The organism is Sphingorhabdus sp. (assembly GCF_023910635.1).
Taxonomy (GTDB): domain Bacteria; phylum Pseudomonadota; class Alphaproteobacteria; order Sphingomonadales; family Sphingomonadaceae; genus Sphingorhabdus_B.
On sequence record NZ_JAAVVZ010000015.1, the window covers coordinates 1 to 23,976 of the forward strand.

The window sequence follows — 23,976 nt, forward strand, 5'->3', positions numbered from 1 at the left end:
CAAAGCTAGACTTAGAACCACTAAGCCTGCGCTTTGCCGCCTTGCACTGAACAAAATGGCCTCAAACCGCGAAGGTGAATTTAATAGGTCCTGACCCTAGCTATAAGACGGCGTCTGGCCGCTTTCGAAGGGATTTGAATTGATGAAAAAAGTCGCAACTTTTCTCGCTCCGTTGGCGCTGCTTGCTTTGGGTGCATGCGCAACGCCCTTTAACGCCGATGTGTCGCGTTTTCAGGAACTGCCCGCGCCGCAGGGTCAGACCTTTATGATCCGCGCGGCCAATCCCGCCAACACCGGTGGTATTGAATTTGGCCAATATGCCGCGTTGGTCGCCAATGAGCTTCAGGAAATTGGGTATGTGCCGTCATCGGGCAGCACCGCCGACATGACCGTATCGCTCGATTATGCCGTTGATGAAGGCAAGGAACGCAACATCGTTCGTCAGGATCCGTTTTACGATCCTTATTGGGGCTTTGGCAGCTTTTACCGCCCTTATGTTGTGCGCACGCGGCGCGGCGCACGTTATGTTATGGGCTATTATGACCCGTTCCTCTACAGCGGCTTCAACCGGCCATATGATGTTGACAGCTTCACGGTGTACACCGCCAATCTGGATCTAAAAATTGACCGCAATATTGACGGAAAACGCCTGTTCGAAGGCAAGGCAGAAGCCAAGTCGCGTTCGAACAAACTTCCCTATCTGGTGCCTAATCTGGTTGAGGCCATGTTCACAGGATTCCCCGGCAATGGTGGTGAGACCGTCCGGATTTCTGTCGCGCCAGAGGAAAAGCGCTAGGGTCAGGACCTAAGCGCGATCAAGGTTGTGGCGGTCTATACGCCGCAGCCCAATTCGGTCTTTCCATAAGCCGCGCCCTCACCCCGGGTGGCGGCGATGCCTGCATAAAGCTCCGTCCCGGTAAACAGCCCATCGCGTCCGATGTCGAACCCTTGCGCGCGAAATACGTCCATAACCTTGGCGGGTGAATCATCGAAATATAAAGATTGCGATTCATAATGCTGCGCTAGGCCGGTCAACGATAACCCTTCAAATGACCGGCGTAGCCGCATATATTTGCTTTTGCCTTCCACCGCCGAATAGGCCTTTTGACGGGCAGATTCACTATTATATTCCTTTGCCTCCAACGCCTCCCATTGTGCGCGTAACTGCGCGCCTATCTTGGCAAATTCCGCACCGATTTCGCCGGACAACGCACAGGTTTGAGGATTAAATCCGATGGAAATTGGCTTGCCCCCCAGTCGCTTTAATATCGACGGTGCGTCTGCAAGATATCCATAGCGACCATCGGCAAGCTTCACCTCAATGAAGTTATCTGCCGTGGTTCCCAATAGTGTCAGCTTTGTGCCCTCGCGCAGCCGGTCAAGCAAATTGCTATCTGCCAGGGTCGTGGCCCAGACATCGATTAGTCCATCTGCAACCCATGGCTGGTCGTTCAATGACTTTAATAAGACCGGGGGGCGACTTTCCGACATGTTGGTGAGGGCGACAAAGCCATTGCCGTCGCTCAATTTAAGCCACGGGCCATCAGGGGTTGAGCCAGGCTGGATTGTCCCGGTAACTTGCGAACCACGCGGAAGCTTGCCAAGAATGTTGCTACCCGCAGTGCTCGGTCTATCGCGTAAGTTCACCTCAGTCATCGCGAAGAATATTTGTGCGCCGGGGGATGAGGCGTCCCCGGCTTGCGTTATAAGCGTATCTGCATCCCGCTTCAAATCGTCAGCGATGAACAGCCAGAAATACAAACCGGCCAGCGCCAATAAAGTCACGACTAAAGCGAACCGCATGCGCCATGTGCGATTTGGGGCAGATGTTGACGGTTTTTTCGCCGCTTTTGGCTCCAACGCTTGCCCGCAACTGGCGCAAAAGGCAGCTTTGCTTGGATTAGCGGACCCGCACGACGCGCATTTTTTTCCCATCATTGTCCTTCCGACTCACATCGTGGGGATAAGCGCTGGAAAGCCTGTTGAAAAGGGGTGGAAAATTCAGGCTTCGAGTTGGCGGAGCAAAGCGCGGACATCATTGTCCATGTCGCTGTCTTGTTGCCGAAGCCCTTCGACCAACCGAACGGCGTGAATGACAGTGCTGTGGTCACGCCCACCGAACTTGCGTCCGATTTCAGGGTAGCTGCGCGGCGTCATGACCTTGGCAAGGTACATGGCGACCTGACGCGGGCGCACAACAGCGCGCGCGCGGCGCTTCGAAGACATTTCGCTGCGGTCGATGCGATAATATTCGCATACGGCACGTTGAATTTCGTCGATGGTGATGCGGCGGCGGCAAGCACTCAGGATATCCTTGAGCTGCTCTTCGGCCAATGTCCGCGTGACCGGCTTGCCCGTCAATTGGGCATAAGCGAGCAGCTTGTTCAAGCCACCTTCGAGTTCGCGGACATTGCGGCTGATCGTGCGGGCAAGAAACTCGACCACATCTTCACCCACTTGTGCCTCTGGCATATTGGCGAGGCGCTGTTGTAGGATCAAACGGCGTAATTCCAGATCCGCGGGTTGAATGTCGGCAACAAGGCCCATCGACAGACGCGACAATATGCGCTGGTCCACCCCATCAAGCGCTTGTGGTGCGCGGTCAGCGGACACCACCAGGCGTTTACCCGCACCAATAATGGCATCGATGGTGTGCAGAAACTCTTCCTGCGTCGACACCTTGCCAATGATGAACTGGATATCGTCGATCAGCAGCACGTCAACAGCACGCAAACGTGCCTTGAACTCCATGACTTCCTTGCGCCGCATTGCGGTCACAAATTCCATCATGAATTTTTCGGCGGACATATACAAAATCTGTGCGTCGGGATTTACCTCGGCATAGGCATGGCCAATGGCATGCATCAGATGCGTTTTGCCTTGGCCGGTCGCGGCTTGTAAATAGAGCGGGTTGAACAATGGCTTGTCTTTCGACGCCACGCGCTCCGCCGCGCTCAGCGCCAGCACGTTGGTTTGGCCCTTGACGAAATTCGCAAAAGTCATGCGTGGATCAAGCGCCGACCGTGTGGCTTGTGCCGCATTGGTTTCTTGCGCGACCGTGCGTTCTGCATTGGAGGAAGCGCGGAGCAATTCGACGCGCGGCGCACCGGGGCGGGTGCGAATTTTCAACTGCTTGACGCTGCTATTGGTGCTTGACCATGCAAGGCGCAAGCGGTCGGCATAATGGTCGGAAACCCAGCTTGCCGAAAAGTCCGAGGGCAGCAAAAGCTCCAACGTGCCAGTCAGGTCACAATAGTCACCAAGGCTGATGGAGCGAATCCATTGGCCGTAAACCTGCGCACCCAAATCGCGACGCAAGCCGGAGGAGATATTATGCCAATCGGCGTCAAAACGGACATGCGACGTAGAAATGTCATGTCCGCTTCCTGATAAACCGATTTTGCTTTGCGATACTGAATTGCCTTCGGCCAACGTGCCTGCCCCCATTTTCCACCCCAACCAGTACCACATAACCGCGCGCTATCTGCCAGACACAGGACGAACGGGGACGGGCCAAGCACTTGTTACCAAATGCAGCCAAGCTACGTGTTCATTCTCCATGTGAGGCATTGCCCGACTGTCGTCATGCGTTGCTGGAATTCGGTTATTAGACACCAATAAACGAGTCTATCAAGAGCAGCGCTGTAAAAAAATTGAAATAAATGGCATTGACTCGGTGGGAGCCAAGCAAATGCGTTACATATTTTATAACCGCATGTTTTAATATGATTTTTATCGGATCGCTAGCGCAGACGTTGCCCGAATCGCCGGAAATCCTCACACTCTAATTCTATCACCGTTGGCAAATAAAAACCCGCCGTGTTTGCGGCGGGTTTTGAATGTCTAAAACCGGAAGGTCCGGCGCCGTCAGTATCGCTTAAGCAAGACCGCCGACCGCCTTTGTGAGGCGACCAAATTTGCGCGAAGCTGTGTTTTTGTGGAATACACCCTTGGATACGCCGCGCGCCAGTTCAGGCTGCACTGCGGCAAGGGCTGCGGCTGCCGCTGACTTGTCGCCAAGTTCAATCGCCGATTCGACCTTTTTAATGAAAGTGCGAATGCGGCTGACGCGTGCGCCATTTACTTCGGTGCGACGCGCGTTGCGACGGATACGCTTTTTTGCTTGCGGCGTATTGGCCATTTTTGTCCTCGAATTTCAATAATTGAGAAGACGTGCCCATGCGGTACGCCCGTTGAAGGAGCGGCCCTTAACCCTGCCCAAGAGATTCGTCAACCTCATAATGCCGCCTCATCGCTGGCATTTCGGGCAGTAGAAGGTTGATCGTCCCGAATCAACGCGCCGCAATATAGTGCTGCCACAGACGCAAGCTTCACCCTCGCGGCCATAGACACGCCAGTCCTTTGCGAAATAACCAAGTTCTCCATCGGGCGCTGCAAAATCGCGCAAGGTAGACCCACCTGCGGCGATAGCGGCCGTGAGCACCTCTTTAATCGCGATGACCAATCGGGTCAGCCGCGCTTTGCTTATGCTTGATGCAGGGGCAACCGGGTCGATACCAGCCATGCTTAGCGCCTCGCACACGTAGATATTGCCCAAGCCCGCCACTATATTCTGATTGAGCAGCATAGCCTTAATCGGCGCTTTGCGACCCAACAGTGCCTTTTGCAGAACAGAGGTATCGAACGCCTCCGACAGCGGCTCAGGTCCCATTTTGGCAAAGAAGCGATAGGCGTCGATCTGGTCCGAATCGATAATATCCAGCGACCCGAAACGGCGGTGATCATTCAGTGCAACCACGCGTCCACTTGCCGTTTCCAGAATGAAATGGTCGTGCTTTTCAATTTCCACCGGGTCTACGCGCCAGCGGCCGGACATCCCTAAATGAAATATCAGCACGTCCTGCCGGTCGGTGTAGATCAATCCATATTTGGCGCGTCGGCCAAGTGTTTCGATGCGCGCGCCCGTTAGCCGCTGGCGCAAATCGGGTGGAATCGGCCATCGCAGGTCCGCACGGCGCGGCTCAGCGCGCACGATCAACGCGCCTTCAAGGACCGACCGCAGGCCGGACACAGTGGTTTCAACTTCGGGTAATTCGGGCATATGCTTTTGCACTTAAGGGTCAGGACCACTTAAATCCACCTTCGCGGCGTCAAAATGGCGAAGATATCGAAGCGAAATGACCGCTGCCAGGCAGTCATTCTGCCTGCAAGGGCATTTCGTTTTGAGATCGATGCCATTTTGGCGCCGCGAAGGTGGATTTAAGAGGTCCTGACCCTAACAGTCTTTGCGGCTGGCGCAACAATCGGCTAGAGGCGAGTTAATGAACGACACCGTATCCTTTGGCTATGAGGAAGTTAGCCCCGAAGAAAAGACGCAGCGCGTTGGCGACGTCTTTTCCAATGTCGCGCGCAAATATGACATTATGAACGACGCGATGTCGGGCGGCATGCATCGTTTGTGGAAAGATAGCTTCGTGCGCCGCGTCAAACCCCGCGCAGGCGAGGATATTCTCGACATGGCCGGCGGCACGGGCGACATTGCCTTCCGTATGGAAAAATCAGGCGCGCAGGTCACTGTCTCCGACATTAACGAAGACATGTTGGATGTCGGCATGGAACGCGCCATGAAGCGCGGTATCGACAGCCTCATCTGGTCGGCGCAAAATGCAGAGACGTTGACCTTCCCCGACGCGCATTTTGATGCCTACACAATTGCCTTTGGCATCCGCAACGTCACGGACATTCCTAAGGCCCTGCGTGAGGCGCACCGTGTGCTGCGTTATGGTGGCCGCTTTTTCTGCTTGGAATTTTCCACGGTAGAATGGCCTGGCCTTGCCCAAATATACGATGTGTATTCCGACAAATTGGTGCCAAAGCTGGGTAAGGCCATTGCAGGTGACGAAGACAGCTACCGTTATCTGGTCGAATCCATCCGTCGCTTCCCCGACATGCAAAATTTCAAACGCATGATAAGTGAGGCTGGCTTTGTCCAAACCAAAGTTGAGCCCATATTGGGCGGTCTGGTCGCGATCCATAGCGGCTGGAAGGTTTAACCCCGCACCCCATGACTCGTCCCGTTACCCACATCATTCGTTTGCTCAAATGGGGCCGCATTCTTGCGCGCCACGGCGCTCTTCGCGCCATTGAGGCGGATCGTAACACCCCTGCCCAAGTCAAGCGCCTGTGCCGCATCGCGCGCTTTGGGACGATTCAGCCAAAGGTGCCGGATTATGCAGGCGCATTTCGCGCGATTGGTCCCGCCGCAATCAAACTCGGGCAAACGCTGGCCACCCGACCCGACATCATCGGCGAAGAGGCTGCGCATAATCTGCTGATGCTTCAGGACCAGTTACCGCCAGCGCCATTTGACCAAGTCTATGCGCAGATCGACAACAGCCTGAATAAGCCAGCGGCAGCATTGTTTGAATATATCGACCCTGTGCCTGTCGGTGCCGCCTCCATCGCGCAAGTGCACCGTGCCCGCACGAACGAGGGCAAGGATGTCGCGATCAAGGTGCTGCGCCCCGGCATTCGCGAACAGTTCGCCCGCGACATTGAAACCTATGAATGGGCCGCCGCGCATTTGGAGGCGCTTGGCGGCGAAGCGGCGCGGTTGCGGCCACAACTGGTTATCGCCAATCTGAAACGTTGGACCTTACGCGAACTCGATTTGCGGCGCGAGGCGGCAAGCGCGTCCGAACTGAAAGATGCGATGGTCGCGGTGGAAGGTTACACGATCCCGACCATCGACTGGGACCGGACGTCAGGCCGCGTGCTGACTCTGGAATGGGTCGACGGCGTAAAAATTTCCGACATTGATGCGCTCAAGGCGGCTGGCCATGATCTTAATAAATTGGCCGAAAAGCTTGTCCTCACATTTTTGCGGCAAGCGATTTCGGAAGGCTTTTTCCATGCCGATATGCATCAGGGCAATTTGTTCGTCCGCGCCGACGGCACGATTGTCGCCATAGATTTTGGCATCATGGGCCGCATCAACCGGCAGGCGCGTTTCTGGCTGGCGGAAATTCTCTATGGCCTGACAACCGGCAATTATAAGCGCGTCGCCGAAATCCATTTCGAGGCGCAATATGTACCAAGCTATCACAATGTCGACGAATTTGCGACTGCGCTGCGTGCGGTCGGTGAGCCAACGCGCGGCAAACCCGTTAGCGAATTGTCGGTCGGGCAAATGCTCGACAGCCTTTTTGCGATCACGCGTGATTTCGACATGCAAACGCAGCCGCATTTGCTGCTGCTACAAAAAACGATGGTGATGGTCGAAGGTATTGCCACCTCATTAAACCCAAGTATCAACATGTGGAATGTTGCCGCGCCATATGTCGGCGACTGGATTCGGGGTGAGTTGGGGCCTGAGGCAATGCTCGCCGACGGATTACGCAAGCAAGCCGAAACACTGCGAATGATCCCTGACCTCATCCGCCGTTTGGATGAACAGCTACCGCGCAAGGGCGGCGCGCCCGAACCACCGCCATTGCCACCCGTGCAGCTTATTTGGGAACGTAAAGGGCAAAGCAACACCGGACGCTATCTGCTGGTTGCAGCATTGGCTGGTGCCTTGGGCGCTGCTGGCATGTGGTTTTGGGGTTGAACCAAGCTTTCGCCAGCTTGACCTTTGCTTTTATGCGCATAAAGTGTGCGCATGAATAAACCTTCGCAGTTTACCGCGCCCCGGCGTCCGACAAATATAAGCTTGCCATCCGATATGGTTGACGAGGCCAAGCGGCTTGGCATCAACGTATCGCAAGCCTGCGAAACCGGGCTGCAGGAACAGGTGCGCAAAGCCTTGGGCGAAGAGTGGAAACGCGAAAACCGCCAAGCTATTGAAAGCTGGAACAAATGGATCGCCGAAAACGGCATGCCATATGATGAGTATCGCCAGTTTTAATGGCGCGCTTTGACATTTACAAAGGCGCACAAGCGCGCGGTCTGTTGCTGGATATCCAGTCCGATTTGCTGGATGAATTTGGCAGTCGTGTGGTCGTGCCATTATTGCCAGCTAAAGACATGCAGTCCGTGTCGCGGTTGCATCCCGAATTTGTGATTAATGATGAACATTATATCATGTCGACACATCTGATTTTCGCCATTCCGCTTGATAGGCTTGGCGCAAAAATTGGCTCTCTGGCGCAGGAAGATTTAGTCATCACCTCCGCAGTCGATAAACTATTCAGCGGGTATTGAAGCGCATGAACGAAAAACGCATCCTCCTCATCGTCACTGGCGGCATTGCGGCGTATAAGTCGCTTGAACTTGTCCGCTTGCTCAAGCGCCAAGGCCTATCCCTGCGCGCGGTCATGACTCAAAGCGCGACTGAGTTCGTGACGCCCTTGTCGATGTCGGTAATGACCGAAGACCAAGTATATGGTCATATGTTCGACCTGAAGGAAGAAAGCGAGATTGGGCATATCCAGTTGAGCCGTCAGGCCGACTTGGTCGTAATCTGCCCCGCCACGGCCAACATCTTAGCCAAGATGGCGGCCGGCATATCCGACGACCTCGCGACCACCATATTGCTGGCGACCGATAAGCCAGTGCTTGCCGTTCCTGCGATGAACGTCCGCATGTGGAACCATCCGGCAACGCAGCGGAATTTGGCGCAATTGCAGGCCGATGGCGTCCACATCATGAACCCTGATGAAGGCGCAATGGCGTGCGGCGAATTTGGCCCCGGACGCTTGCCGGAGCCACCCGCCGTTGCCGAGCGGATTTGCGCGATGTTGGGGCATGATTTCGATATAATGCTGACATCGGGCCGTTCACCAACGACGGTCCCAAGCAACGCTGCGTTGACGGCGGAGCTGGCGCATCGGCCCTTGTCTGGCCAACGCATCCTGGTAACCGCTGGCCCAACGCATGAGGCGATTGACCCTGTACGCTATATCGCCAACCGCTCTTCGGGGCGTCAGGGCTTTGCCATTGCAGCAGCGGCCGCAGCCTTGGGCGCTGAGGTCACGCTCATTGCTGGTCCCGTTCATTTGGTGACCCCGCCCGGCGTCGCCCGAATAGATGTTGAAACCGCCATCGAAATGCAGGCGGAGGTGGAAAAAGCCTTACCCGTCGATGCCGCCATCCTAGTGGCGGCCGTTGCTGATTGGCGCGCGGTGCAAGCGCCTGAACAAAAAATCAAGAAAGACGGCGGCATTATCCCCGCGCTAAACTTAACCGAAAATCCCGATATCCTCGCCAGCCTCGCCAAGCATCCAAATCGACCCAAGCTGCTGATTGGTTTTGCGGCGGAGACAGAGAAGATTGTGGAACATGCGCAGGCAAAGCTCGCCAAAAAGGGTTGCGACTGGATCGTCGCCAATGACGTGTCCGGCGATGTTATGGGCGGCGCAAACAACGCGTTTCATATCGTTACCAAAGATGGCGTTGATAGCTGGCCCGAAAGCGCCAAGGACGTGATTGCCCGTAAATTGATGGAGAAGGTTGCCGATGCACTCGCAAAAGGTTGATATCCGCGTCAAGCGCCTAGATCACGGCGCTGGCCTGCCGTTGCCCGCATATGCAACATCAGGCGCGGCGGGCATGGACATTACCGCCGCCGAAAGCCTGACCTTGCGCCCCGGCAAACGCCACGCCGTTACAACCGGTTTCGCCTTTGCCATTCCCGATGGCTATGAAGTTCAAGTGCGCCCACGCTCTGGTCTTGCACTGAAACACGGCATTACGTGCCTCAACACACCCGGCACCATCGACAGCGATTATCGCGGCGAAGTGAAGGTCATTCTCGCAAATTTAGGCGACGAAGATTTCGTGATCAACATAGGCGACCGGATCGCGCAGATCGTTGTGGCACCGGTCACGCAAGGCATAATGTTCGAAGTCGAAGCCCTTGACGATACCGAGCGGGGCACCGGAGGCTTTGGTTCCACTGGCGTATGACGCTCAGCGACCAACAGCTTGACCGTTACGCCCGGCATATTGTGCTGCGCGATATTGGCGGTGCGGGTCAGTCCAAATTGCTGTCGAGCCATGTGCTGCTGATCGGTGCGGGCGGCATTGGTTGCCCTGCCATGCAATATCTGGCGGCGGCGGGCATAGGGACGATCAGCGTGGTTGATGATGATGTTGTGTCCTTGTCCAACCTCCAACGGCAAATTCTTTATAGTGACAGCGACATTGGCACGGCGAAGGTCGATGCCGCTGGCGCCGCCGTCGCGCGATTGAACCGGGATGTCACATTCCATGGCCGCAAGCAGCGTATTGACCGTTCCACCTCAGCAGACATTCTGAAGGGCGTCGATGTCGTCATCGACGGTTGCGATAATTTCGCCACGCGCCTGATCGTCAACGATTTGTGCCTTGCCGCCAAAGTGCCGTTGGTCAGCGCCGCGATTGGCCAATTTCATGGACAGATTGGCACCTTTACCGGATGGCAAGCCGACGCGCCTTGCTATCGCTGCTTTGTCGGCGACGCGCATGACCCCGATGATTGCGACGACTGCGCCACACAGGGCGTCCTGGGCGCGATGTGCGGTCTGATGGGATCATTTGCTGCTATGGAGGCCATACGTGCGCTGACCGGCTTTGGAGAGGCGCAGATGGGCAGGCTGCATTTGTTCGACGGCATCGCCCCGGCGATGCGGACTATCCGCTTGCCGAAAGACGCAGGGTGCAGGAGTTGCGGCGCTTTAACCGCTTAACCGCCTAAAATTTCTGTCACCCACGCCGGCACCATTAATGTCGCAGGGCCATGCCGCGATTCTTCGAACCATGATGTGCCGTGCGACGGTTCAAGGTTCAGTTCCAACGTTTTTATGCCCTTTTGCCGCGCCTCGCGGACAAGACCAGCAGCAGGATACACCGCGCCGGAGGTGCCAATGCTGACGAACAAATCCGCTTGGTTCAGCGCGTGGTAAATTTCGTCCATGCGATACGGCATTTCCCCAAACCAGACGATGTCCGGCCGCAACTGACCCGAAATTCCGCAAGCAGGACAGGCTGGCCGGTCCATCAACGTCTCGCGCCAACGGTGGCGTGCATCACAGGCGTTGCACCACGCGTTCAAATGTTCACCATGCATATGCAACAGGCGCTGTGTCCCTGCCCGTTCGTGCAGATCATCCACATTTTGCGTCACCAGCAGCAGATTGCCTGACCATGCCGCATCCAGCCTTGCGAGCGCATAATGCGCGGCATTTGGCTCCACCTGTTGAATACGTTCCCGGCGCATATCGTAAAAGCGCAGCACAAGATCGGGATCACGGGCGAAAGCTTCGGGCGTGGCCACATCCTCCACCTTATGCTGCTCCCACAACCCGCCTGCGCTGCGGAAGGTATCAATGCCGCTTTCGGCGCTGACGCCAGCGCCGGTTAGGATGACGATGTTTTTGATGTCTTGCCGCACATGCTTTCCTTCATCGTAACCCAAAACTTGTTTCAGTTGCCTAATATAGTAAGACCCAGACATTAGGTCAGGGCAAGAAATATGAAAATTGGAATTATTGGCAGCCAAGGGCGCATGGGTCAGGCTTTGGTCGATGCGATTGCCGCCAACGGCCACGAACATGCAGGCGGCGTCGATAAGGATGGCGATCTTGCGGGGCTAATCGCTGCATCCGACGTTCTGGTCGATTTCTCGAGCCCGCACGGCCTTGAGGCCAGCCTCGACGCATGCGTAGCTGCGGGCAAACCCATCATCATTGGCACGACGGGTTTGGAAGAGCGCCACCATTTCCTCATCGACGATGCCGCGCGCGACATTCCCATCTTGCAGACAGGCAATACGTCCTTGGGCGTGAATATGCTCGCCGCCTTGGTAGAACAAGCCGCGCGGCAGTTGGGCGCAGATTGGGACATCGAAATCCTAGAAATGCACCACAGGCACAAGGTGGACGCGCCATCGGGTACAGCCCTGCTGCTGGGCGAGGCCGCGGCAAAGGGCCGCGCGGTCAATTTGAAAGATCACAGCGAACGGGGCCGCGACGGGATTATGGCCACACGCAAGTCCGGCCATATCGGCTTTGCATCCTTACGCGGCGGCAGCGTGGCTGGCGATCACACCGTCATTTTTGCGTCCGACAATGAACGCATCGAGCTTATCCATCGCGCCGAAAATCGCGCGATATTCGCTAGCGGCGCGGTGAAAGCTGCGGAGTGGCTGACACGGCAAAAGGCGGGCCGGTATGATATGCAAGAGGTTTTGGGCCTTTGAAAAAAGAAGATATATTCGAATTTTATCGGCGCTTGGCGGAGGCCAATCCTGATCCGGAAACAGAGCTGGCGTATGGCAATGCGTATCAGTTGCTTGTTGCGGTAACCTGTTCGGCGCAATCGACCGATGTGGGGGTGAACAAGGCGACGAAGGCTTTGTTCGAGGATGTAAAGACGCCCGCGCAAATGGTGGCGCTTGGGCTGGAGGGTTTGAAAGCGCATATTAAGACCATTGGGTTGTACAATAACAAGGCAAAGAACGTTATCGCTTTGTCGGAAATCCTCGTGCGCGATCATAATGGCGAAGTGCCCGCCGACCGTGATGCGTTGGAGGCTTTACCCGGCGTGGGGCGCAAGACCGCCAATGTGGTGATGAACACCGCGTTCGGCGCGGAAACCTTCGCCGTCGACACCCATATCTTCCGCGTCGGTAATCGCACAGGGATTGCGCCGGGAAAAACCGTGGTCGCGGTCGAAAAAGCGCTGGAGAAAAGCACGCCAAAGCCGTTCCGCATTGGCGCGCACCATTGGTTGATCTTGCATGGCCGCTACATCTGCAAGGCACGCACACCCGAATGCTGGCGCTGCGCCGTAGCTGACCTGTGCCGCTTCAAATCCAAAACCCCTGCGCCCAAAATCAAGTCAGCAAAAGTTCAGAATGAAATGGGTAAAGTTAAGCCATAATGTGGGAGAAGTTTGATGCGTAAAATGCTGTTAATCATTCCTGCGATTGCATTGCTGTCAGGCGGCGGTGCCGTTGCGATTTCAAGCAAGAACGCACCTGAACCCGTTCGCGCAGTGGGCGAACCCAAAAATTGCGTCACGATATCGCAAATACGGTCAACGAAAGTCATTGATAGCCGTACCATCGAATTCCGCATGGTAGGCGGCAAAACCTATCGCAATGCCCTGCCCCAAAGCTGCCCCGGATTGAAGTTCGAAGACCGCTTTTCCTATCGAACGTCACTCAACCAATTGTGCAGCGTCGACATCGTCCGCGTACTGCACGACCAAGGCGGGCAGCTTTACGAAGGCGCAGGCTGCGGCCTTGGCAAGTTTCAAATGGTGGAGAAAGTAGCCGCTAATTAGGTGATGAAGTGGCGCAGCATCCGTCGCCCCAGCGCAGGCTGGGGCCTATCACGCCTGTCGATCTAACCAGACACACGTAATGGGCACCAGCCTTCGCTGGTGCGACGGTGTTGTTTGCTGAAAGATTTGGTTAAGGAAATAAGGCATTTGTCACCGGAATTGTCCAAATCACCCCTCCCCTTCAGGGGAGGGGAAGGGGGTGGGGTCTTTCGGCGTTGCGTAAACCTATCTACCCCACCCCAACCCCGTGGAGCCTCTCGGACCAGTCCTGGGGACTGGTCCCTCCACGCCTAAAGGGTAGGGGCTTAATTCCTCACCACGCACCGCCGCAAGGCAAAGGCGGCGGCGCGAATACCGCGCCGCACCTGCCCAACCTTACTTCCCCGTCCAATTACCGGGCCGCTTCTCGACAAAAGCTGCCATGCCTTCCTTCTGATCTTCGGTACCAAACAACCCATGGAACAAGCGGCGTTCAAACAGTACGCCTTGCTGCAACGTCGTTTCAAACGCGGCGTTGACCATTTCCTTGCAGGCGATTGCAGCCAAGGGGGCCATCGCGGCGATTGCCGTGGCCGTCTTTATGGCTTCCTCGACCAGCTCTGCCGCAGGAACAACCTTGGCGACCAATCCTGAACGCTCAGCCTCTGCCGCGTCCATCATCCGGCCCGTCAGGCACATTTCCATCGCCTTGGCCTTACCAATCGCGCGGGTCAGGCGTTGTGAGCCGCCCATGCCGGGGGTGACAGCCAGCTTGATTTCCGGCTGACCAAATTTGGCATTGTCGCCCGCGATGATGAAATCGGCCATCATCGCAAGCTCACATCCACCGCCAAGCGCAAAGCCGTTTACGGCGGCGATCCAAGGCTTGCGGGTGGCGGTCACGCGGTCATAGCCTGCGAAGAAGTTTGAACCGTATATTTCGGCAAAGGACTGCGACGACATTTCTTTAATGTCCGCGCCTGCGGCAAAGGCCTTCTCGCTGCCCGTCAGGACCGCGCATCTTTGACTGTGGTCGGCGTCAAACGCCGCAAAGGCCGCGATAAGGTCAGCCAACACCTGGCTATTCAGCGCGTTCAACGCCTGAGGCCGATTGAGCGTCATCAGCGTTACCGCGCCGCGTTGTTCGACCAATATCGTTTCATATGTGGCGTTAATGCTGGTCATAATGGCTTCCATTCTTCCTGCGCCGGCAAGGCGGCAAAGATGTCGTCGATCAGGTCCTCAGTCACGCCTTCGGGCGTTGCCGGGTCCCATTTGGGTACATTATCCTTATCGATGATGACGGCGCGCACGCCTTCGGCAAAATCGGGGCGGACAATCACGCGGCTGGCGATACGATATTCCATCGCCATATTCTCGGCAAAGTCGGTCAGGCGCGCGCTTTCGGCAAGCTGGCGCAATGCAACTTTACAGGTTTGCGGGCTTTTGGTCCGCAAGGTCGCCAACTCCTTCATCGCCCATTCGCTCTCATCACCTTCAAGGCTGGCGAGGATGCCCTCAAATGCATTGGAGGCAAAATGGCGATTGATCTGAAACAGCATGTCCACGATCTTCGACGCGGGCGGCGTTTCAGACACGGTGCCCAATATGCCGTCAAGGCGCTCGACATCTTCGCTCGCGATCCGCATTTTGGCTTCGGCTAGCGCGCTGCTCGGCACATAATGGGTGGCAAGGCCAAGCGCGAGGCAGCCTGCACCTGCAATACGCGACCCGGTCAACGCCAGAAACTGGCCCACGCGCCCCTCCAGCCGCGACAGATACCAACCGCCACCAACATCGGGGAAGAGGCCAATACCCGTTTCGGGCATTGCAAATTTGGTGTTCTCGGTCCCCACGCGGAAACGCGCAGGCTGACTTATCCCAACGCCCCCGCCCATCGTAATGCCGTCCATGAACGCCACGACCGGCTTTGGGTAAGTGAACAATATATGGTTCAACTGATATTCGTCGTGGAAGAATTTCCGGCCGGAATCGCCATGATCATTAATCGCCGAATCGCGCAGGAAAGCGATGTCGCCGCCTGCGCAAAAGCCGCGTCCCTCTGCATGATCGATAATGACGCATTTCACCGCATCATCGTCGCGCCACGCCAGCAACGCCTGCGTCATTGTGTGCACCATAGGCAGCGTCAGCGCATTCAACGCCGATGGCCGGTTCAGGCTTATGAAACCGGCATGACCTTCGATACGCGTCAAAATATCATCGGTCATTGCCTTAGCAAATCCCGGCCAATGATCATGCGCATGACCTGATTGGTCCCTTCCAGAATCGAATGCACGCGCAGGTCGCGCCAGAAACGCTCAATGGGATAATCACGTAAGTATCCATAGCCGCCAAATAATTGCAGCGCCTGATTGACAATCTCACTGCCGCTGTCGGTCGACAGGCGCTTGGCCATCGCCGAAAAGCGGGATTTGTCAGGGGCGTTCGCGGTGACCTTGGCCGCAGCGATGTAGAGCAAAGCCCGCGCGGCCTCCAAATCGGTTGCCATATCGGCGAGCATGAACTGCGTATTTTGAAATTCGGAAACGGGCTGACCAAATTGCTGACGCTCTTTGGTATATGCTATCGATTCATCCAGACACCGCTGCGCGCCGCCCAGCGAACAAGCGCCAATGTTCAACCGTCCGCCGTCCAAGCCCATCATCGCAAAGCGGAAGCCATCGCCCTCTGCGCCAACGCGATTGGCCACGGGCACGCGGCAATCTTCGAAAATCACTTGCGCGGTTGGCGAGGCATTCCAGCCAAGCTTTTTCTCAGGCGCGCCAAAGCTAAGCCCCGCTGTGTCCTTGTCGACGACAAGGCAACTAATGCCCTTTGCTTTCTCATCGCCCGTGCGGACCATCACGACATAAACGTCATTATAGCCAGCGCCCGAGATAAACTGCTTCGTGCCATTCAGCACATAATGATCGCCATCGCGCCGCGCGCTGGTTTTCAGCGCCGCAGCATCAGACCCGCTGCCAGGTTCCGTGAGGCAATAGCTTGCAATTTTCTCCATCGGCACAAGCTCGGGCAAATAACGCCCCTTCAACTCTGCATTGCCGAAGCAATCAATCATCCACGCGGCCATATTATGAATGGAAATAAATGCGCTGGTGGTGGGGCAGCCATAAGCCATCGCCTCCATGATCAACGCCGCCTCCAACCGGCCAAGGCCCGTGCCGCCCGATTCTTCGGAGACGTAAATCGCGCCAAAGCCAAGCGCGCCTGCCGCTTTCCACACATCTACCGGATAATGCGACTTTTCATCCCATTCGGCGGCAAAAGGCGTGATCGCGTCTGCGGTGAACTTGCGCGCCATGTCCTGTATGGCGACTTGATCGTCGGTGAGTTCAAACTGGTTTTGCATAAAGTCGCCGTAGCATCAACGTCTTGAGTTATCCAGCCATTAGGGTCAGGACCACTTAAATCCACCGTCGCGGTTTGAGGCCATTTTGTTCAGTGCAAGGCGCAGAAGCTTGGGCTTAGTGGTTCTAAGTCAAGCTTTGCCAAAGCAGTTATAGACAATATGGGCCAAATCCGACGGACGCTAAAATGGCTTTAATCTGGCAAGCAAGCGCGCAAATAAAAACGGAGCCCAAAAAAAACTTGGCGCAACCGCATCATGCCTGCTAACCGAACGCGACCCGCACCCATAGCTCAGCTGGATAGAGCGCTGCCCTCCGAAGGCAGAGGCCAGAGGTTCGAATCCTCTTGGGTGCGCCAGCTGCCCCAAATTTCCCAAAATCACGGCACGATTGCCACTTTGGCACAACGACGTTTGACCGGTTGTCCGGAGGGCAAAGTTTTAGCATCGCCGAACGGTATCATTTGGCCGCATTGAGCCTTACGCAGCTTGGCGCGAGCAAGGCCCAGATGTCTTCGAGGACGTCGGCGAAGGCTGGCACCGGGAGTTCGAGCGATTCCACATAGGCGCGCCAGCGTTGCTGTGCGGCTGCGTCCTCGGCCATCGCTACCGACAATCCGCTTGGCCGTTCCTTTGGGACATGCGTTGTCCGTCGCCCGAAGGTGGCAGCAATGGCGGTATCGAGCGCTTGGTCGTCGATCGGCAGGGCTTTGGGAATCGCCCACAGATCGTAAAAGTCCTTCATCCGGCCATTGGCGAGACCGAGCGCAACCATGGCCTGGAATTTCTCGGCGATAACCTGTGCGGGCGGATAAGTGCGGATGCTGGGCCGTTCCATGTCGAGGAGTGACGGATAGTCTACGGTCTGGCTGGCATCGGCGAGCGCATCGCCGAAGGCGATATCGAGCGTTACCGGAATACGCGCCCGTTCGAGGTAGGCAATGGTTTTGAGCCTGATGCCGTCATATTCCGCTTCCTCGCGGATGGTCGTCGCCGCGAGTGCGCCAATGTCGAAGTCGAGCCCGTCTTCGCTGGTAATCGCCATGATTTCGGCAAAGATGGCCTTGATCGTTTCGACGTCGGCCTCGCCGAAGCCCATAAAATCGGCGTCGCGCGTTTCGCGATTGTCATGGTCGAGCCACTGCGTGACCAGCATCCCACCTTTGAGGATATAATTTTCGCGATGGGCTGACTGCGACAACCGGAATAGCAGCCGTTCGAGTGCAAAGCGCACCAGCAATATGTCGAAACCACGACCCTGCGCGCGTGCCATATTGAGCAGCCGCTGTTTGACCGAGGCAGCAATATTTTTCGGCGCGTCAGCCATTGAAGGTCAGCGCCTCCAGATAGGGCCGCATGGCACGCCATGCACCTCCGGCGCGTGCGGCGTCGGCGATCTGCGCCGGATCGGCCTTGCGTTGATCAAGCGCTGCACGCAGCCCTTCGACCGCAACCGAGCGATCAACCAGCCGACCGTTGCGAAACAGGTCCGCAATCGTCTTGGCAACCGAGTAGACCAGGACATCGACCCCAGAGATCGTGTGCCGTTCGACGCCCTGCTGGAGATATTTTTCGGCAAAGCGCACGACGCGGACCGGCGGATAGCCCGATACCGGAGACCAGTCGCTCGCCCCGATCGCCACCCAGGTCTTTCGGGGCATCTGGTCGGTCAGCCCGTGATAAGCCAGCGCCGACACCATCGCGATCACGCCTTTGGGTATCCGTTTCGCAACTTCGGCTAGCGTTTGCTCGCTGTCCACGTCGCTTTGCGGATCTTGGTAGAGACCGCGACCGATCCGAATGATGTAGCCATCGTCGAGCGCACGCTGGATCGTCGAACCGGCGATCCCCGCGTTCCGCAGTTCCTGCGCACGGACGATCGACTTGCCCGATACGAGGGCTTTCAGCTGTTCACGCTGGCTCAGCGTCGCGGCGGACATGTTACAAATCCTATGACAAGATCGATTTTCATCAGAGGTTTTGTAACAAACTGTTCCCGAGCGCGCCAGAAGCAAAATCGACTCGGTCGGCAAATATCGAAAAGGCTGTTTCTGAAAGGGGAGAGCCTTCCCCTGAATTCCGGTGAGAATTCAGGTGACAAATGCGTCATCCCCTTCACCAACCCGTTCAGCAAAAAACCCCGTCATCCCCGCGCAGGCTGGGATCCATTACGCCTAGAGGAATCCCGCAAGCCACGTTGCTTACCCCCTGCAAGACGTGATGGATCCCCGCCTGCGCGGGGATGACGAGCCGGTTACCGTAACTGGTAATTGTAATTGGCCCTTAATTGGACCCGGCAGCTCTTCGAGCTTATGTAGCGATAATCTGCCGATGATCTTAGGTTCGGATATTCACAGCCGAGCGGCGAGCTTCGAACTTATATTCCAACCCAGCAGCGAGAGCTTCTCTGGTTGTGTGGACGAGGTCCTTACCCGTGAAGCTAACTGGCAACATTACTTCAGCCTCGGCGCGACCCGCTCCCAGAGGTTTAATCGCCGAAACCGCTAACGCCGGTGACCGCGACTGCTGCAATCTCGCAAAGCGCTTTACCCCATCCAGCGCACCCGAAACCGTTAGCTTCTGCTCGGCTGTAGATACCGTATGGTCGTTGCGACCGCACCCAGCCAAAGCTGTCGATGCAAGAATTGTTGTCAGCACGAGATTCCGCAAACGCATCTTTATTCTCCAACTATTTCATAGAGTCTACGATGGCATGCGTAAGAGAAACATGCAATTGGATTTCTTCTCAATTGATCCGAATGACGGCAACAAATGCGTCATCCCCGAAATAGCGCTGCATTTCGCCCGCCTTTGCCTTGCTGCGGTGCATGTTGCGAAATTAAGCCTCTCCCCTTCAGGCGTGAAGGGACCAGTCCCCCTCCACGGGGTTGGGATGGGGTATATAGCTTTACGCAACGCCGACAGACCCCGATAGCCGCAGCTTTATGCCGCCGGGTCGAGTTCGAAACTCGCGTCGTCAAACACTTCGAGTTGGTCCGGCCTTGGCAAAGTGTTGTTCCCTTTCAGGCGGGCGAGAAGATAGGCCACGGCGAGCACCATCTCTGCCGCGTCATAAGGCTTGGGCATCGAGCCGATTGCGACGGTTTTGGCCGAGCTTGCCCGGCTGACCTGTCCGCTGATGAGCAAAACCGGTATCTCCATTGCCTTGAGATGCTCTGAAAGTTCGATGCCATCGTCACGTCCCGCGAGCCGGATGTTAACCAACGCCAGATCAGGCTTTTCTGCTTTGGCAACTTCCAGCGCTTCGGCGTGACGATCCGTAAGGTCGAGGACCTTGTATCCCGCATTCTGCAACTCGTCTCGCAGGAGTATCGCCACGAGCGCCTCATCCTCGACGATCATCAGAGTTTGATTCGTCTTGCTATCTTTCGCGGCTGTCATGATCATTCCTCTTCTCGTTAGCTTTTGATCGCGCTGGACGCCGGATGCGCCCCTGCGGCCGGCTCGCGCACCGCTTGTGGCGCACCTTCCACCAGAGCGATCCGGCTATGTGTGATGGAAACCTGGGTGCCTGGGTGCGCGGCTGTTATTTCCACCGAAGCATGCAGTTGCCCGGCCAGCGCCGCAACGATGCTGGTGCCGAGGCCGGATCGGACCGGCGCGGTCAGCGGCATGCCTACGCCGTCGTCGCGCACACAAAGAACCCAGTTCGGCCCGTGAAAGTTATAGTCGACCGTAATAACTCCCCGCCGTCCGTCGGGAAAAGCGTACTTGAGCGCGTTAATCACCAGCTCGGTGACGATCAAGCCTAGGCTCACCGATACTCGAGCTTCGACCACGCCTTCTCCACCTTCGACAATCAACGCAATTTGGTCGACGTCGCCGATCATCGACGCCGAGATGCTTTCACACAGTCGGGTGAAATAGGCATGCACATTGATGTCGCCGTCTTCGGACGTTGACAACAGCCGTTCGAGAGCGGCCACGGACATAACCCTATGATGTGCATTTTCCAAATGGCCGCGCGTCTCTTCCGACGCAGTCGTTCGCGCATTGTGCAGTAATACGCTGGCGATGATCTGGAGACTGTTAGCGACCCGATGACGAACCTCCTGCAACAGGACTTGGTTTGCGCGGGCGGATTCTTCTTTCAGCGTCGCGTCGGTCCGCGCATGCGTGACATCCGATATAGCGACAAGGATACGAGTCTGTTCAAGATCAAGATACGTCAGCCGGCTCGCCTGAACGATCAGATGCCTAACTGGCCGTTGCGGCTGTTGCAGGTCGATGTCTCGGTCGGCTGGCTGCCCTTCACCAGACAAGGTTGCGGCCAACAATGATCGCAGTTCGGGATTATCCCATGTGCCGCCATCCAAGGCATAGAGCGGTTGCCCCGTCAACTGCGCCGCGTCGACGCTGAAAACGGAACAGAACGACGTACTCGCGGCGATGATATTGAGTTGGCCGTCCAAAAGTAGCAACGGCGCGGGCGATGACCTGACGATAGCCAAAGTCAGGCTCAGCGCTATGTCTTCAGGACTATGTTTTTCGCTCGACATCATAAGCCTTCGAGAACCGGAGGCTCGCGAAACGAGAGCTTGGGGCCGGGAGGTCGCGATCGTCGAAGGGTGCAGGTCAACACCCCTCACGGCGCTCGCATGGATCAATAATGCATGGCTGCGGGTAAAGTTCCCACCTTGAGAAATGCCGCACGCTTGCCAGCGCAAGATTCTTGCAATTTTTTGGCAGCGAAATCTCTCAAGCAGAGCATATAAATGACTGCCTGCGGCGGACGTTTTCTTTCGGTATTTTTGCCATTTTGACGCCGCGAAGGTGCGATTTAAGTGGTCCTGACCGTAGATTGGAGGGTTGGCTGTCCCTCGTCGGCAAAGCGAATTGGCGCGGCCAGATCAACTGCCTGTCTGGTGTTGAACACGAACAGGTTTATGAAAACGTGGCGGTGGAAGCATTGCAAGCAATGCCAGGTTATGCATAAGCGCCAGCCATTACAGTAGATAAAGTGCTACATAAACCTGCTCTTTACAAGCTCATTCTCCTCTCTGGAAACCCCAAAGGGCTTGAAGTATTCCGAGATGGTGAAGCGAAAACTTTAGGTGCCCACGTCTGCGTCGCACAGTATCGGCGCAACACTGGCGTTAAAAACCGCTAAAACTTGCCGAAAAGCGCAACGCCGATCTGGCGCTGTTGTTGGTAGGAATATTCACCAAGGCCATACGTGGGAAGACCAAGCGCGCCGTTTAAGGGGCGCAAATCAAACAAGTTTTTTACAAAAACTGTCAGCTCTATTCGTTCATCGCTTGATCCGATTCCCATGCGCCCGTCAACCAACCAATAAGGTTTTTGGATAATGGGAAAGGCAGGTCCACTGCCAAAATCGTAAACATCCATGATTTCGCTGCTTTGATACTTCGCGTTGCCCGATAGCAGCAAGTTTACGGAGCCCAAAGGCTGATTGAAATCAAAGCCAGTGGTTACGCTGAGCTTTGGTGAGGTAGCGAGGCGTTGCCCCGACGCATCACGCCCAGCGATATTGGCATCGCGGTACCGCGCGTTTAGCAACCCTACAGAAGTGCTGACTTCAAATGTTGGGGCTAATTGTGCCGTAACCGAAGCTTCTGCACCGTAAATACGGCTATTGGCAGCATTCGTCAGAATTTGCACTGCCGCCCCGCCAGAATCCACAACTGCAAAAACTTGCATATCACGATAGTCATAATAAAAAGCGTTTAAATCAAAACGGACCGCTCGGTTCAACATGCTGCCTTTGACGCCCGCTTCATACGACGTTAGCTTTTCGGGACGATAAGGAACAACTTCGGCTGCTGTCAGGGGAATGCCGCCATTAAACCCGCCTGACTTAAAGCCATTTCCAATCTTCGCATAAAGCAATGTGCCGCCGTCTGTTTTGTAATTCAAGTTCGCAGACCACAATATATTCTCGTTGCGAAGACTGCGGCTTTCATCAAGGAACACCCCGTCCGGGCCAAGGCTGATCGAGGCCAGATCTGCCGGACTTTCCTCGAACAAAGTAACTGTCCGGAAAGTGCGTCGTTCATAAGAATAGCGCAAACCTGCCTCGAACTTTAACTGATCGGTCAGGCTCCAGACCGTATGCCCGAAAATGGCGTATGTATCAGTTTTTTGGCGATAGGGGTTCGCCGCTCGGTTCACGCCATTGATCGGATCAAAACCGGTTGACGGGCGCAAATCCCGCAACACATCATAAACATTGCGCGATGTAATGGTGTCAGTCCCAAAATATCCACCAAGAATCCAGTCCACAGGGCCCGTTTCACCGGACAACCGTAGTTCTTGGCTGAACTGGTCAATACCGAAGGCGTAATCGATTTCAAGAAGTTGATTGGCACTGGCGTCGGCGTCATCGGGCCGCGTTCCGTCAAATTTTTCATAGCCGCTAATTGATGTCAGGTTGAAACCACCAAAATCATACTTCAGCACAAGCGAGGTGCCCCAGCTGTCATAATCAACTTTGCCAGTTTTGTTATATTCACCGGCCTGGGTATCGCCAACCGTGTCGGCATATCCTAATATATCGACGCAGGTCGAATCCGGAACACCTTTGGTCAAAAGCGGCGCGCAGGGTGCGAATGTTACCGGATCAAGCAATCCAACATGCTGATAGTGGCCAATATCGGAGCGATCACTGCCTGTATGAACATTAAACAATGCATTAAAATCTGCGCTTGGTTCCCATTTCAGCATGAAACGACCAGCAAACAAATCTCGTCCGCCAGTGCGTTTGCCGATGAAGCGGTTGTCGATATAATCCCCGCCGACATCGGTTAATGCGGCAACGCGGATTCCAAGGGTATCTGACAACGGCCCGCCCGCACCAATCTCGGCATTGAATCGGTCAAAATTATCATAGCTTAACCTGGCATTTGCCTGAAACTGCGCAGTCGGTTGGCGCGAGATAAAATTGATGGCGCCCGACGTTGTGTTACGGCCATATAAAGTGCCCTGCGGCCCTTTTAGCAGCTCGACACGTTCTGTATCGAACAGGCCAAAGGTCAGCATTACTGGCGATACAAGATAGATATCATCAACATAAACGCCAGCTGAGCTTGAATTATTCTCATTAAAATCCGCAAGGCCGACACCGCGAATGGTGATGATCGGGTTGCCTGCATTCCCGTAAGCAGCCCGGATCGCAAGGTTCGGCGATACCGCTTCAAGATCGCGAACTTCGCGCAGACCCCGTTCGCTAATTGCATCGCCGTCTAAGGCGATGATGGCAGACGGAACGTCGCTGAGCCGCTGGGATCTTCGATCAGCAGTCACGATAATGTCGCCAACGTTATCGGACGAACTGCCTTGATTTGCTTCCGATACCGACTCACTTTGTGCATGAGCTGAATATGGAAGCACCAGAGACAGCGCCATCACTGACGAAAAAA

Annotated in this window: 26 protein-coding genes and 1 tRNA gene; 13 read left to right on the forward strand and 14 right to left on the reverse strand. The window is 55.8% G+C overall.

The window, feature by feature from the left end; all coding sequences use genetic code 11:
- Positions 1 to 142: 142 nt before the first annotated feature.
- Positions 143 to 796, forward strand: coding sequence for a DUF4136 domain-containing protein (locus HEQ34_RS09710; protein WP_296200006.1), 654 nt, complete (start codon positions 143 to 145; stop codon positions 794 to 796).
- A 35-nt stretch (positions 797 to 831) separates the two neighbouring features.
- Here HEQ34_RS09710 and HEQ34_RS09715 read toward each other — a convergent pair whose 3' ends face one another.
- The 4 genes from HEQ34_RS09715 to mutM all read right to left on the reverse strand — a co-directional run bounded on the left by HEQ34_RS09715 (position 832) and on the right by mutM (position 5,062).
- Positions 832 to 1,803, reverse strand: coding sequence for a hypothetical protein (locus tag HEQ34_RS09715; protein WP_296200007.1), 972 nt, complete (start codon positions 1,801 to 1,803; stop codon positions 832 to 834).
- A gap of 198 nt (positions 1,804 to 2,001) precedes the next feature.
- Entirely contained in the window at positions 2,002 to 3,471 is a 1,470-nt protein-coding gene (dnaA, locus tag HEQ34_RS09720) for a chromosomal replication initiator protein DnaA (protein ID WP_296200008.1), read from the reverse strand.
- 406 nt (positions 3,472 to 3,877) lie between these two features.
- A complete protein-coding gene (rpsT, locus tag HEQ34_RS09725) occupies positions 3,878 to 4,141 on the reverse strand; it encodes a 30S ribosomal protein S20 (protein ID WP_296200009.1) in 264 nt (87 codons plus the stop codon).
- A 108-nt stretch (positions 4,142 to 4,249) separates the two neighbouring features.
- Positions 4,250 to 5,062, reverse strand: a complete 813-nt coding sequence (gene mutM, locus HEQ34_RS09730; RefSeq protein WP_296200010.1) for a bifunctional DNA-formamidopyrimidine glycosylase/DNA-(apurinic or apyrimidinic site) lyase — start codon at positions 5,060 to 5,062, stop codon at positions 4,250 to 4,252.
- A gap of 220 nt (positions 5,063 to 5,282) precedes the next feature.
- Between mutM and HEQ34_RS09735 the strand changes: the two genes are divergently transcribed.
- The 7 genes from HEQ34_RS09735 to moeB are packed head-to-tail and all read left to right on the forward strand — an operon-like array spanning position 5,283 to position 10,628.
- Positions 5,283 to 6,014: a class I SAM-dependent methyltransferase gene (locus tag HEQ34_RS09735; RefSeq protein WP_296200011.1), complete on the forward strand. Its 732-nt coding sequence runs from the start codon at positions 5,283 to 5,285 to the stop codon at positions 6,012 to 6,014.
- An 11-nt stretch (positions 6,015 to 6,025) separates the two neighbouring features.
- The gene (gene ubiB / locus HEQ34_RS09740) at positions 6,026 to 7,570 is read left to right on the forward strand and encodes a 2-polyprenylphenol 6-hydroxylase (protein ID WP_296200012.1); all 1,545 of its coding nucleotides are present in this window, start codon (positions 6,026 to 6,028) and stop codon (positions 7,568 to 7,570) included.
- A gap of 51 nt (positions 7,571 to 7,621) precedes the next feature.
- The gene (locus tag HEQ34_RS09745) at positions 7,622 to 7,867 is read left to right on the forward strand and encodes a type II toxin-antitoxin system CcdA family antitoxin (protein ID WP_296200013.1); all 246 of its coding nucleotides are present in this window, start codon (positions 7,622 to 7,624) and stop codon (positions 7,865 to 7,867) included.
- Entirely contained in the window at positions 7,867 to 8,163 is a 297-nt protein-coding gene (locus HEQ34_RS09750; RefSeq protein WP_296200014.1) for a CcdB family protein, read from the forward strand. Before HEQ34_RS09745 ends, HEQ34_RS09750 begins: the two co-directional genes overlap by 1 nt.
- A 5-nt stretch (positions 8,164 to 8,168) precedes the next feature.
- Positions 8,169 to 9,437, forward strand: coding sequence for a bifunctional phosphopantothenoylcysteine decarboxylase/phosphopantothenate synthase (locus HEQ34_RS09755; protein ID WP_296200015.1), 1,269 nt, complete (start codon positions 8,169 to 8,171; stop codon positions 9,435 to 9,437).
- Positions 9,418 to 9,867, forward strand: a complete 450-nt coding sequence (gene dut, locus HEQ34_RS09760; protein WP_296200016.1) for a dUTP diphosphatase — start codon at positions 9,418 to 9,420, stop codon at positions 9,865 to 9,867. The genes HEQ34_RS09755 and dut overlap by 20 nt, the downstream gene beginning before the upstream one ends.
- Positions 9,864 to 10,628: a molybdopterin-synthase adenylyltransferase MoeB gene (moeB, locus tag HEQ34_RS09765; protein WP_296200017.1), complete on the forward strand. Its 765-nt coding sequence runs from the start codon at positions 9,864 to 9,866 to the stop codon at positions 10,626 to 10,628. The genes dut and moeB overlap by 4 nt, the downstream gene beginning before the upstream one ends.
- Here moeB and HEQ34_RS09770 read toward each other — a convergent pair.
- Positions 10,625 to 11,332 (reverse strand): NAD-dependent deacylase, encoded by a 708-nt coding sequence (locus tag HEQ34_RS09770; RefSeq protein ID WP_296200018.1) that lies wholly within the window; start codon positions 11,330 to 11,332, stop codon positions 10,625 to 10,627. The genes moeB and HEQ34_RS09770 overlap by 4 nt on opposite strands.
- Positions 11,333 to 11,413: 81 nt before the next feature.
- Here HEQ34_RS09770 and dapB point away from each other — a divergent pair, with 81 nt between their 5' ends.
- The 3 genes from dapB to HEQ34_RS09785 are packed head-to-tail and all read left to right on the forward strand — an operon-like array spanning position 11,414 to position 13,227.
- Positions 11,414 to 12,139, forward strand: a complete 726-nt coding sequence (gene dapB, locus HEQ34_RS09775) for a 4-hydroxy-tetrahydrodipicolinate reductase (protein WP_296200019.1) — start codon at positions 11,414 to 11,416, stop codon at positions 12,137 to 12,139.
- Entirely contained in the window at positions 12,136 to 12,822 is a 687-nt protein-coding gene (nth, locus tag HEQ34_RS09780) for an endonuclease III (protein WP_296200020.1), read from the forward strand. The genes dapB and nth overlap by 4 nt, the downstream gene beginning before the upstream one ends.
- A 15-nt stretch (positions 12,823 to 12,837) precedes the next feature.
- Positions 12,838 to 13,227: a hypothetical protein gene (locus tag HEQ34_RS09785; protein ID WP_366934859.1), complete on the forward strand. Its 390-nt coding sequence runs from the start codon at positions 12,838 to 12,840 to the stop codon at positions 13,225 to 13,227.
- Between the two features lie 375 nt (positions 13,228 to 13,602).
- Here the strand turns inward: HEQ34_RS09785 and HEQ34_RS09790 are convergent, their stop codons facing one another.
- The 3 genes from HEQ34_RS09790 to HEQ34_RS09800 are packed head-to-tail and all read right to left on the reverse strand — an operon-like array spanning position 13,603 to position 16,579.
- Positions 13,603 to 14,391 (reverse strand): enoyl-CoA hydratase, encoded by a 789-nt coding sequence (locus HEQ34_RS09790; protein ID WP_296200021.1) that lies wholly within the window; start codon positions 14,389 to 14,391, stop codon positions 13,603 to 13,605.
- On the reverse strand, positions 14,388 to 15,437 hold the full coding sequence (locus HEQ34_RS09795; RefSeq protein WP_296200022.1) for an enoyl-CoA hydratase/isomerase family protein: 1,050 nt from the start codon (positions 15,435 to 15,437) through the stop codon (positions 14,388 to 14,390). Before HEQ34_RS09795 ends, HEQ34_RS09790 begins: the two co-directional genes overlap by 4 nt.
- Entirely contained in the window at positions 15,434 to 16,579 is a 1,146-nt protein-coding gene (locus tag HEQ34_RS09800; protein ID WP_296200023.1) for an acyl-CoA dehydrogenase family protein, read from the reverse strand. The genes HEQ34_RS09795 and HEQ34_RS09800 overlap by 4 nt, the downstream gene beginning before the upstream one ends.
- Before the next feature lie 279 nt (positions 16,580 to 16,858).
- On the opposite strand from HEQ34_RS09800, the gene HEQ34_RS09805 reads away from it, so the two are divergent.
- A tRNA-Arg gene (locus tag HEQ34_RS09805) sits at positions 16,859 to 16,935 on the forward strand.
- 101 nt (positions 16,936 to 17,036) lie between these two features.
- Here HEQ34_RS09805 and HEQ34_RS09810 read toward each other — a convergent pair.
- The 5 genes from HEQ34_RS09810 to HEQ34_RS09830 all read right to left on the reverse strand — a co-directional run bounded on the left by HEQ34_RS09810 (position 17,037) and on the right by HEQ34_RS09830 (position 21,099).
- Positions 17,037 to 17,903, reverse strand: a complete 867-nt coding sequence (locus tag HEQ34_RS09810; protein WP_296200024.1) for a nucleotidyl transferase AbiEii/AbiGii toxin family protein — start codon at positions 17,901 to 17,903, stop codon at positions 17,037 to 17,039.
- Positions 17,896 to 18,516, reverse strand: coding sequence for an AbiEi antitoxin N-terminal domain-containing protein (locus HEQ34_RS09815; protein ID WP_296200025.1), 621 nt, complete (start codon positions 18,514 to 18,516; stop codon positions 17,896 to 17,898). Before HEQ34_RS09815 ends, HEQ34_RS09810 begins: the two co-directional genes overlap by 8 nt.
- A gap of 397 nt (positions 18,517 to 18,913) precedes the next feature.
- On the reverse strand, positions 18,914 to 19,252 hold the full coding sequence (locus tag HEQ34_RS09820; RefSeq protein ID WP_296200026.1) for a hypothetical protein: 339 nt from the start codon (positions 19,250 to 19,252) through the stop codon (positions 18,914 to 18,916).
- Between the two features lie 267 nt (positions 19,253 to 19,519).
- Positions 19,520 to 19,978, reverse strand: coding sequence for a response regulator (locus HEQ34_RS09825; protein WP_296200027.1), 459 nt, complete (start codon positions 19,976 to 19,978; stop codon positions 19,520 to 19,522).
- Positions 19,979 to 19,995: 17 nt separating this feature from the next.
- Positions 19,996 to 21,099 (reverse strand): histidine kinase dimerization/phosphoacceptor domain -containing protein, encoded by a 1,104-nt coding sequence (locus HEQ34_RS09830; protein ID WP_296200028.1) that lies wholly within the window; start codon positions 21,097 to 21,099, stop codon positions 19,996 to 19,998.
- A gap of 170 nt (positions 21,100 to 21,269) precedes the next feature.
- On the opposite strand from HEQ34_RS09830, the gene HEQ34_RS09835 reads away from it, so the two are divergent.
- The gene (locus tag HEQ34_RS09835) at positions 21,270 to 21,533 is read left to right on the forward strand and encodes a hypothetical protein (protein ID WP_296200029.1); all 264 of its coding nucleotides are present in this window, start codon (positions 21,270 to 21,272) and stop codon (positions 21,531 to 21,533) included.
- Between the two features lie 170 nt (positions 21,534 to 21,703).
- Here the strand turns inward: HEQ34_RS09835 and HEQ34_RS09840 are convergent, their stop codons facing one another.
- A complete protein-coding gene (locus HEQ34_RS09840; RefSeq protein ID WP_296200030.1) occupies positions 21,704 to 23,860 on the reverse strand; it encodes a TonB-dependent receptor in 2,157 nt (718 codons plus the stop codon).
- Between the last annotated feature and the right edge of the window lie 116 nt (positions 23,861 to 23,976).

Coding starts and splice junctions, on each gene's coding strand:
- HEQ34_RS09800 (WP_296200023.1), bottom strand. CDS start 16,579: ATGCAAAACCAGTTTGAACTCACCGACGATCAAGTCGCCATACAGGAC.
- HEQ34_RS09735 (WP_296200011.1), top strand. CDS start 5,283: ATGAACGACACCGTATCCTTTGGCTATGAGGAAGTTAGCCCCGAAGAA.
- dnaA (WP_296200008.1), bottom strand. CDS start 3,471: ATGTGGTACTGGTTGGGGTGGAAAATGGGGGCAGGCACGTTGGCCGAA.
- HEQ34_RS09825 (WP_296200027.1), bottom strand. CDS start 19,978: ATGACAGCCGCGAAAGATAGCAAGACGAATCAAACTCTGATGATCGTC.
- HEQ34_RS09820 (WP_296200026.1), bottom strand. CDS start 19,252: ATGCGTTTGCGGAATCTCGTGCTGACAACAATTCTTGCATCGACAGCT.
- dapB (WP_296200019.1), top strand. CDS start 11,414: ATGAAAATTGGAATTATTGGCAGCCAAGGGCGCATGGGTCAGGCTTTG.
- HEQ34_RS09810 (WP_296200024.1), bottom strand. CDS start 17,903: ATGGCTGACGCGCCGAAAAATATTGCTGCCTCGGTCAAACAGCGGCTG.
- HEQ34_RS09785 (WP_366934859.1), top strand. CDS start 12,838: ATGCGTAAAATGCTGTTAATCATTCCTGCGATTGCATTGCTGTCAGGC.
- moeB (WP_296200017.1), top strand. CDS start 9,864: ATGACGCTCAGCGACCAACAGCTTGACCGTTACGCCCGGCATATTGTG.
- ubiB (WP_296200012.1), top strand. CDS start 6,026: ATGACTCGTCCCGTTACCCACATCATTCGTTTGCTCAAATGGGGCCGC.
- HEQ34_RS09755 (WP_296200015.1), top strand. CDS start 8,169: ATGAACGAAAAACGCATCCTCCTCATCGTCACTGGCGGCATTGCGGCG.
- HEQ34_RS09750 (WP_296200014.1), top strand. CDS start 7,867: ATGGCGCGCTTTGACATTTACAAAGGCGCACAAGCGCGCGGTCTGTTG.
- HEQ34_RS09715 (WP_296200007.1), bottom strand. CDS start 1,803: ATGCGGTTCGCTTTAGTCGTGACTTTATTGGCGCTGGCCGGTTTGTAT.
- dut (WP_296200016.1), top strand. CDS start 9,418: ATGCACTCGCAAAAGGTTGATATCCGCGTCAAGCGCCTAGATCACGGC.
- HEQ34_RS09790 (WP_296200021.1), bottom strand. CDS start 14,391: ATGACCAGCATTAACGCCACATATGAAACGATATTGGTCGAACAACGC.
- HEQ34_RS09830 (WP_296200028.1), bottom strand. CDS start 21,099: ATGATGTCGAGCGAAAAACATAGTCCTGAAGACATAGCGCTGAGCCTG.
- HEQ34_RS09795 (WP_296200022.1), bottom strand. CDS start 15,437: ATGACCGATGATATTTTGACGCGTATCGAAGGTCATGCCGGTTTCATA.
- rpsT (WP_296200009.1), bottom strand. CDS start 4,141: ATGGCCAATACGCCGCAAGCAAAAAAGCGTATCCGTCGCAACGCGCGT.
- HEQ34_RS09745 (WP_296200013.1), top strand. CDS start 7,622: ATGAATAAACCTTCGCAGTTTACCGCGCCCCGGCGTCCGACAAATATA.
- HEQ34_RS09710 (WP_296200006.1), top strand. CDS start 143: ATGAAAAAAGTCGCAACTTTTCTCGCTCCGTTGGCGCTGCTTGCTTTG.
- mutM (WP_296200010.1), bottom strand. CDS start 5,062: ATGCCCGAATTACCCGAAGTTGAAACCACTGTGTCCGGCCTGCGGTCG.
- HEQ34_RS09815 (WP_296200025.1), bottom strand. CDS start 18,516: ATGTCCGCCGCGACGCTGAGCCAGCGTGAACAGCTGAAAGCCCTCGTA.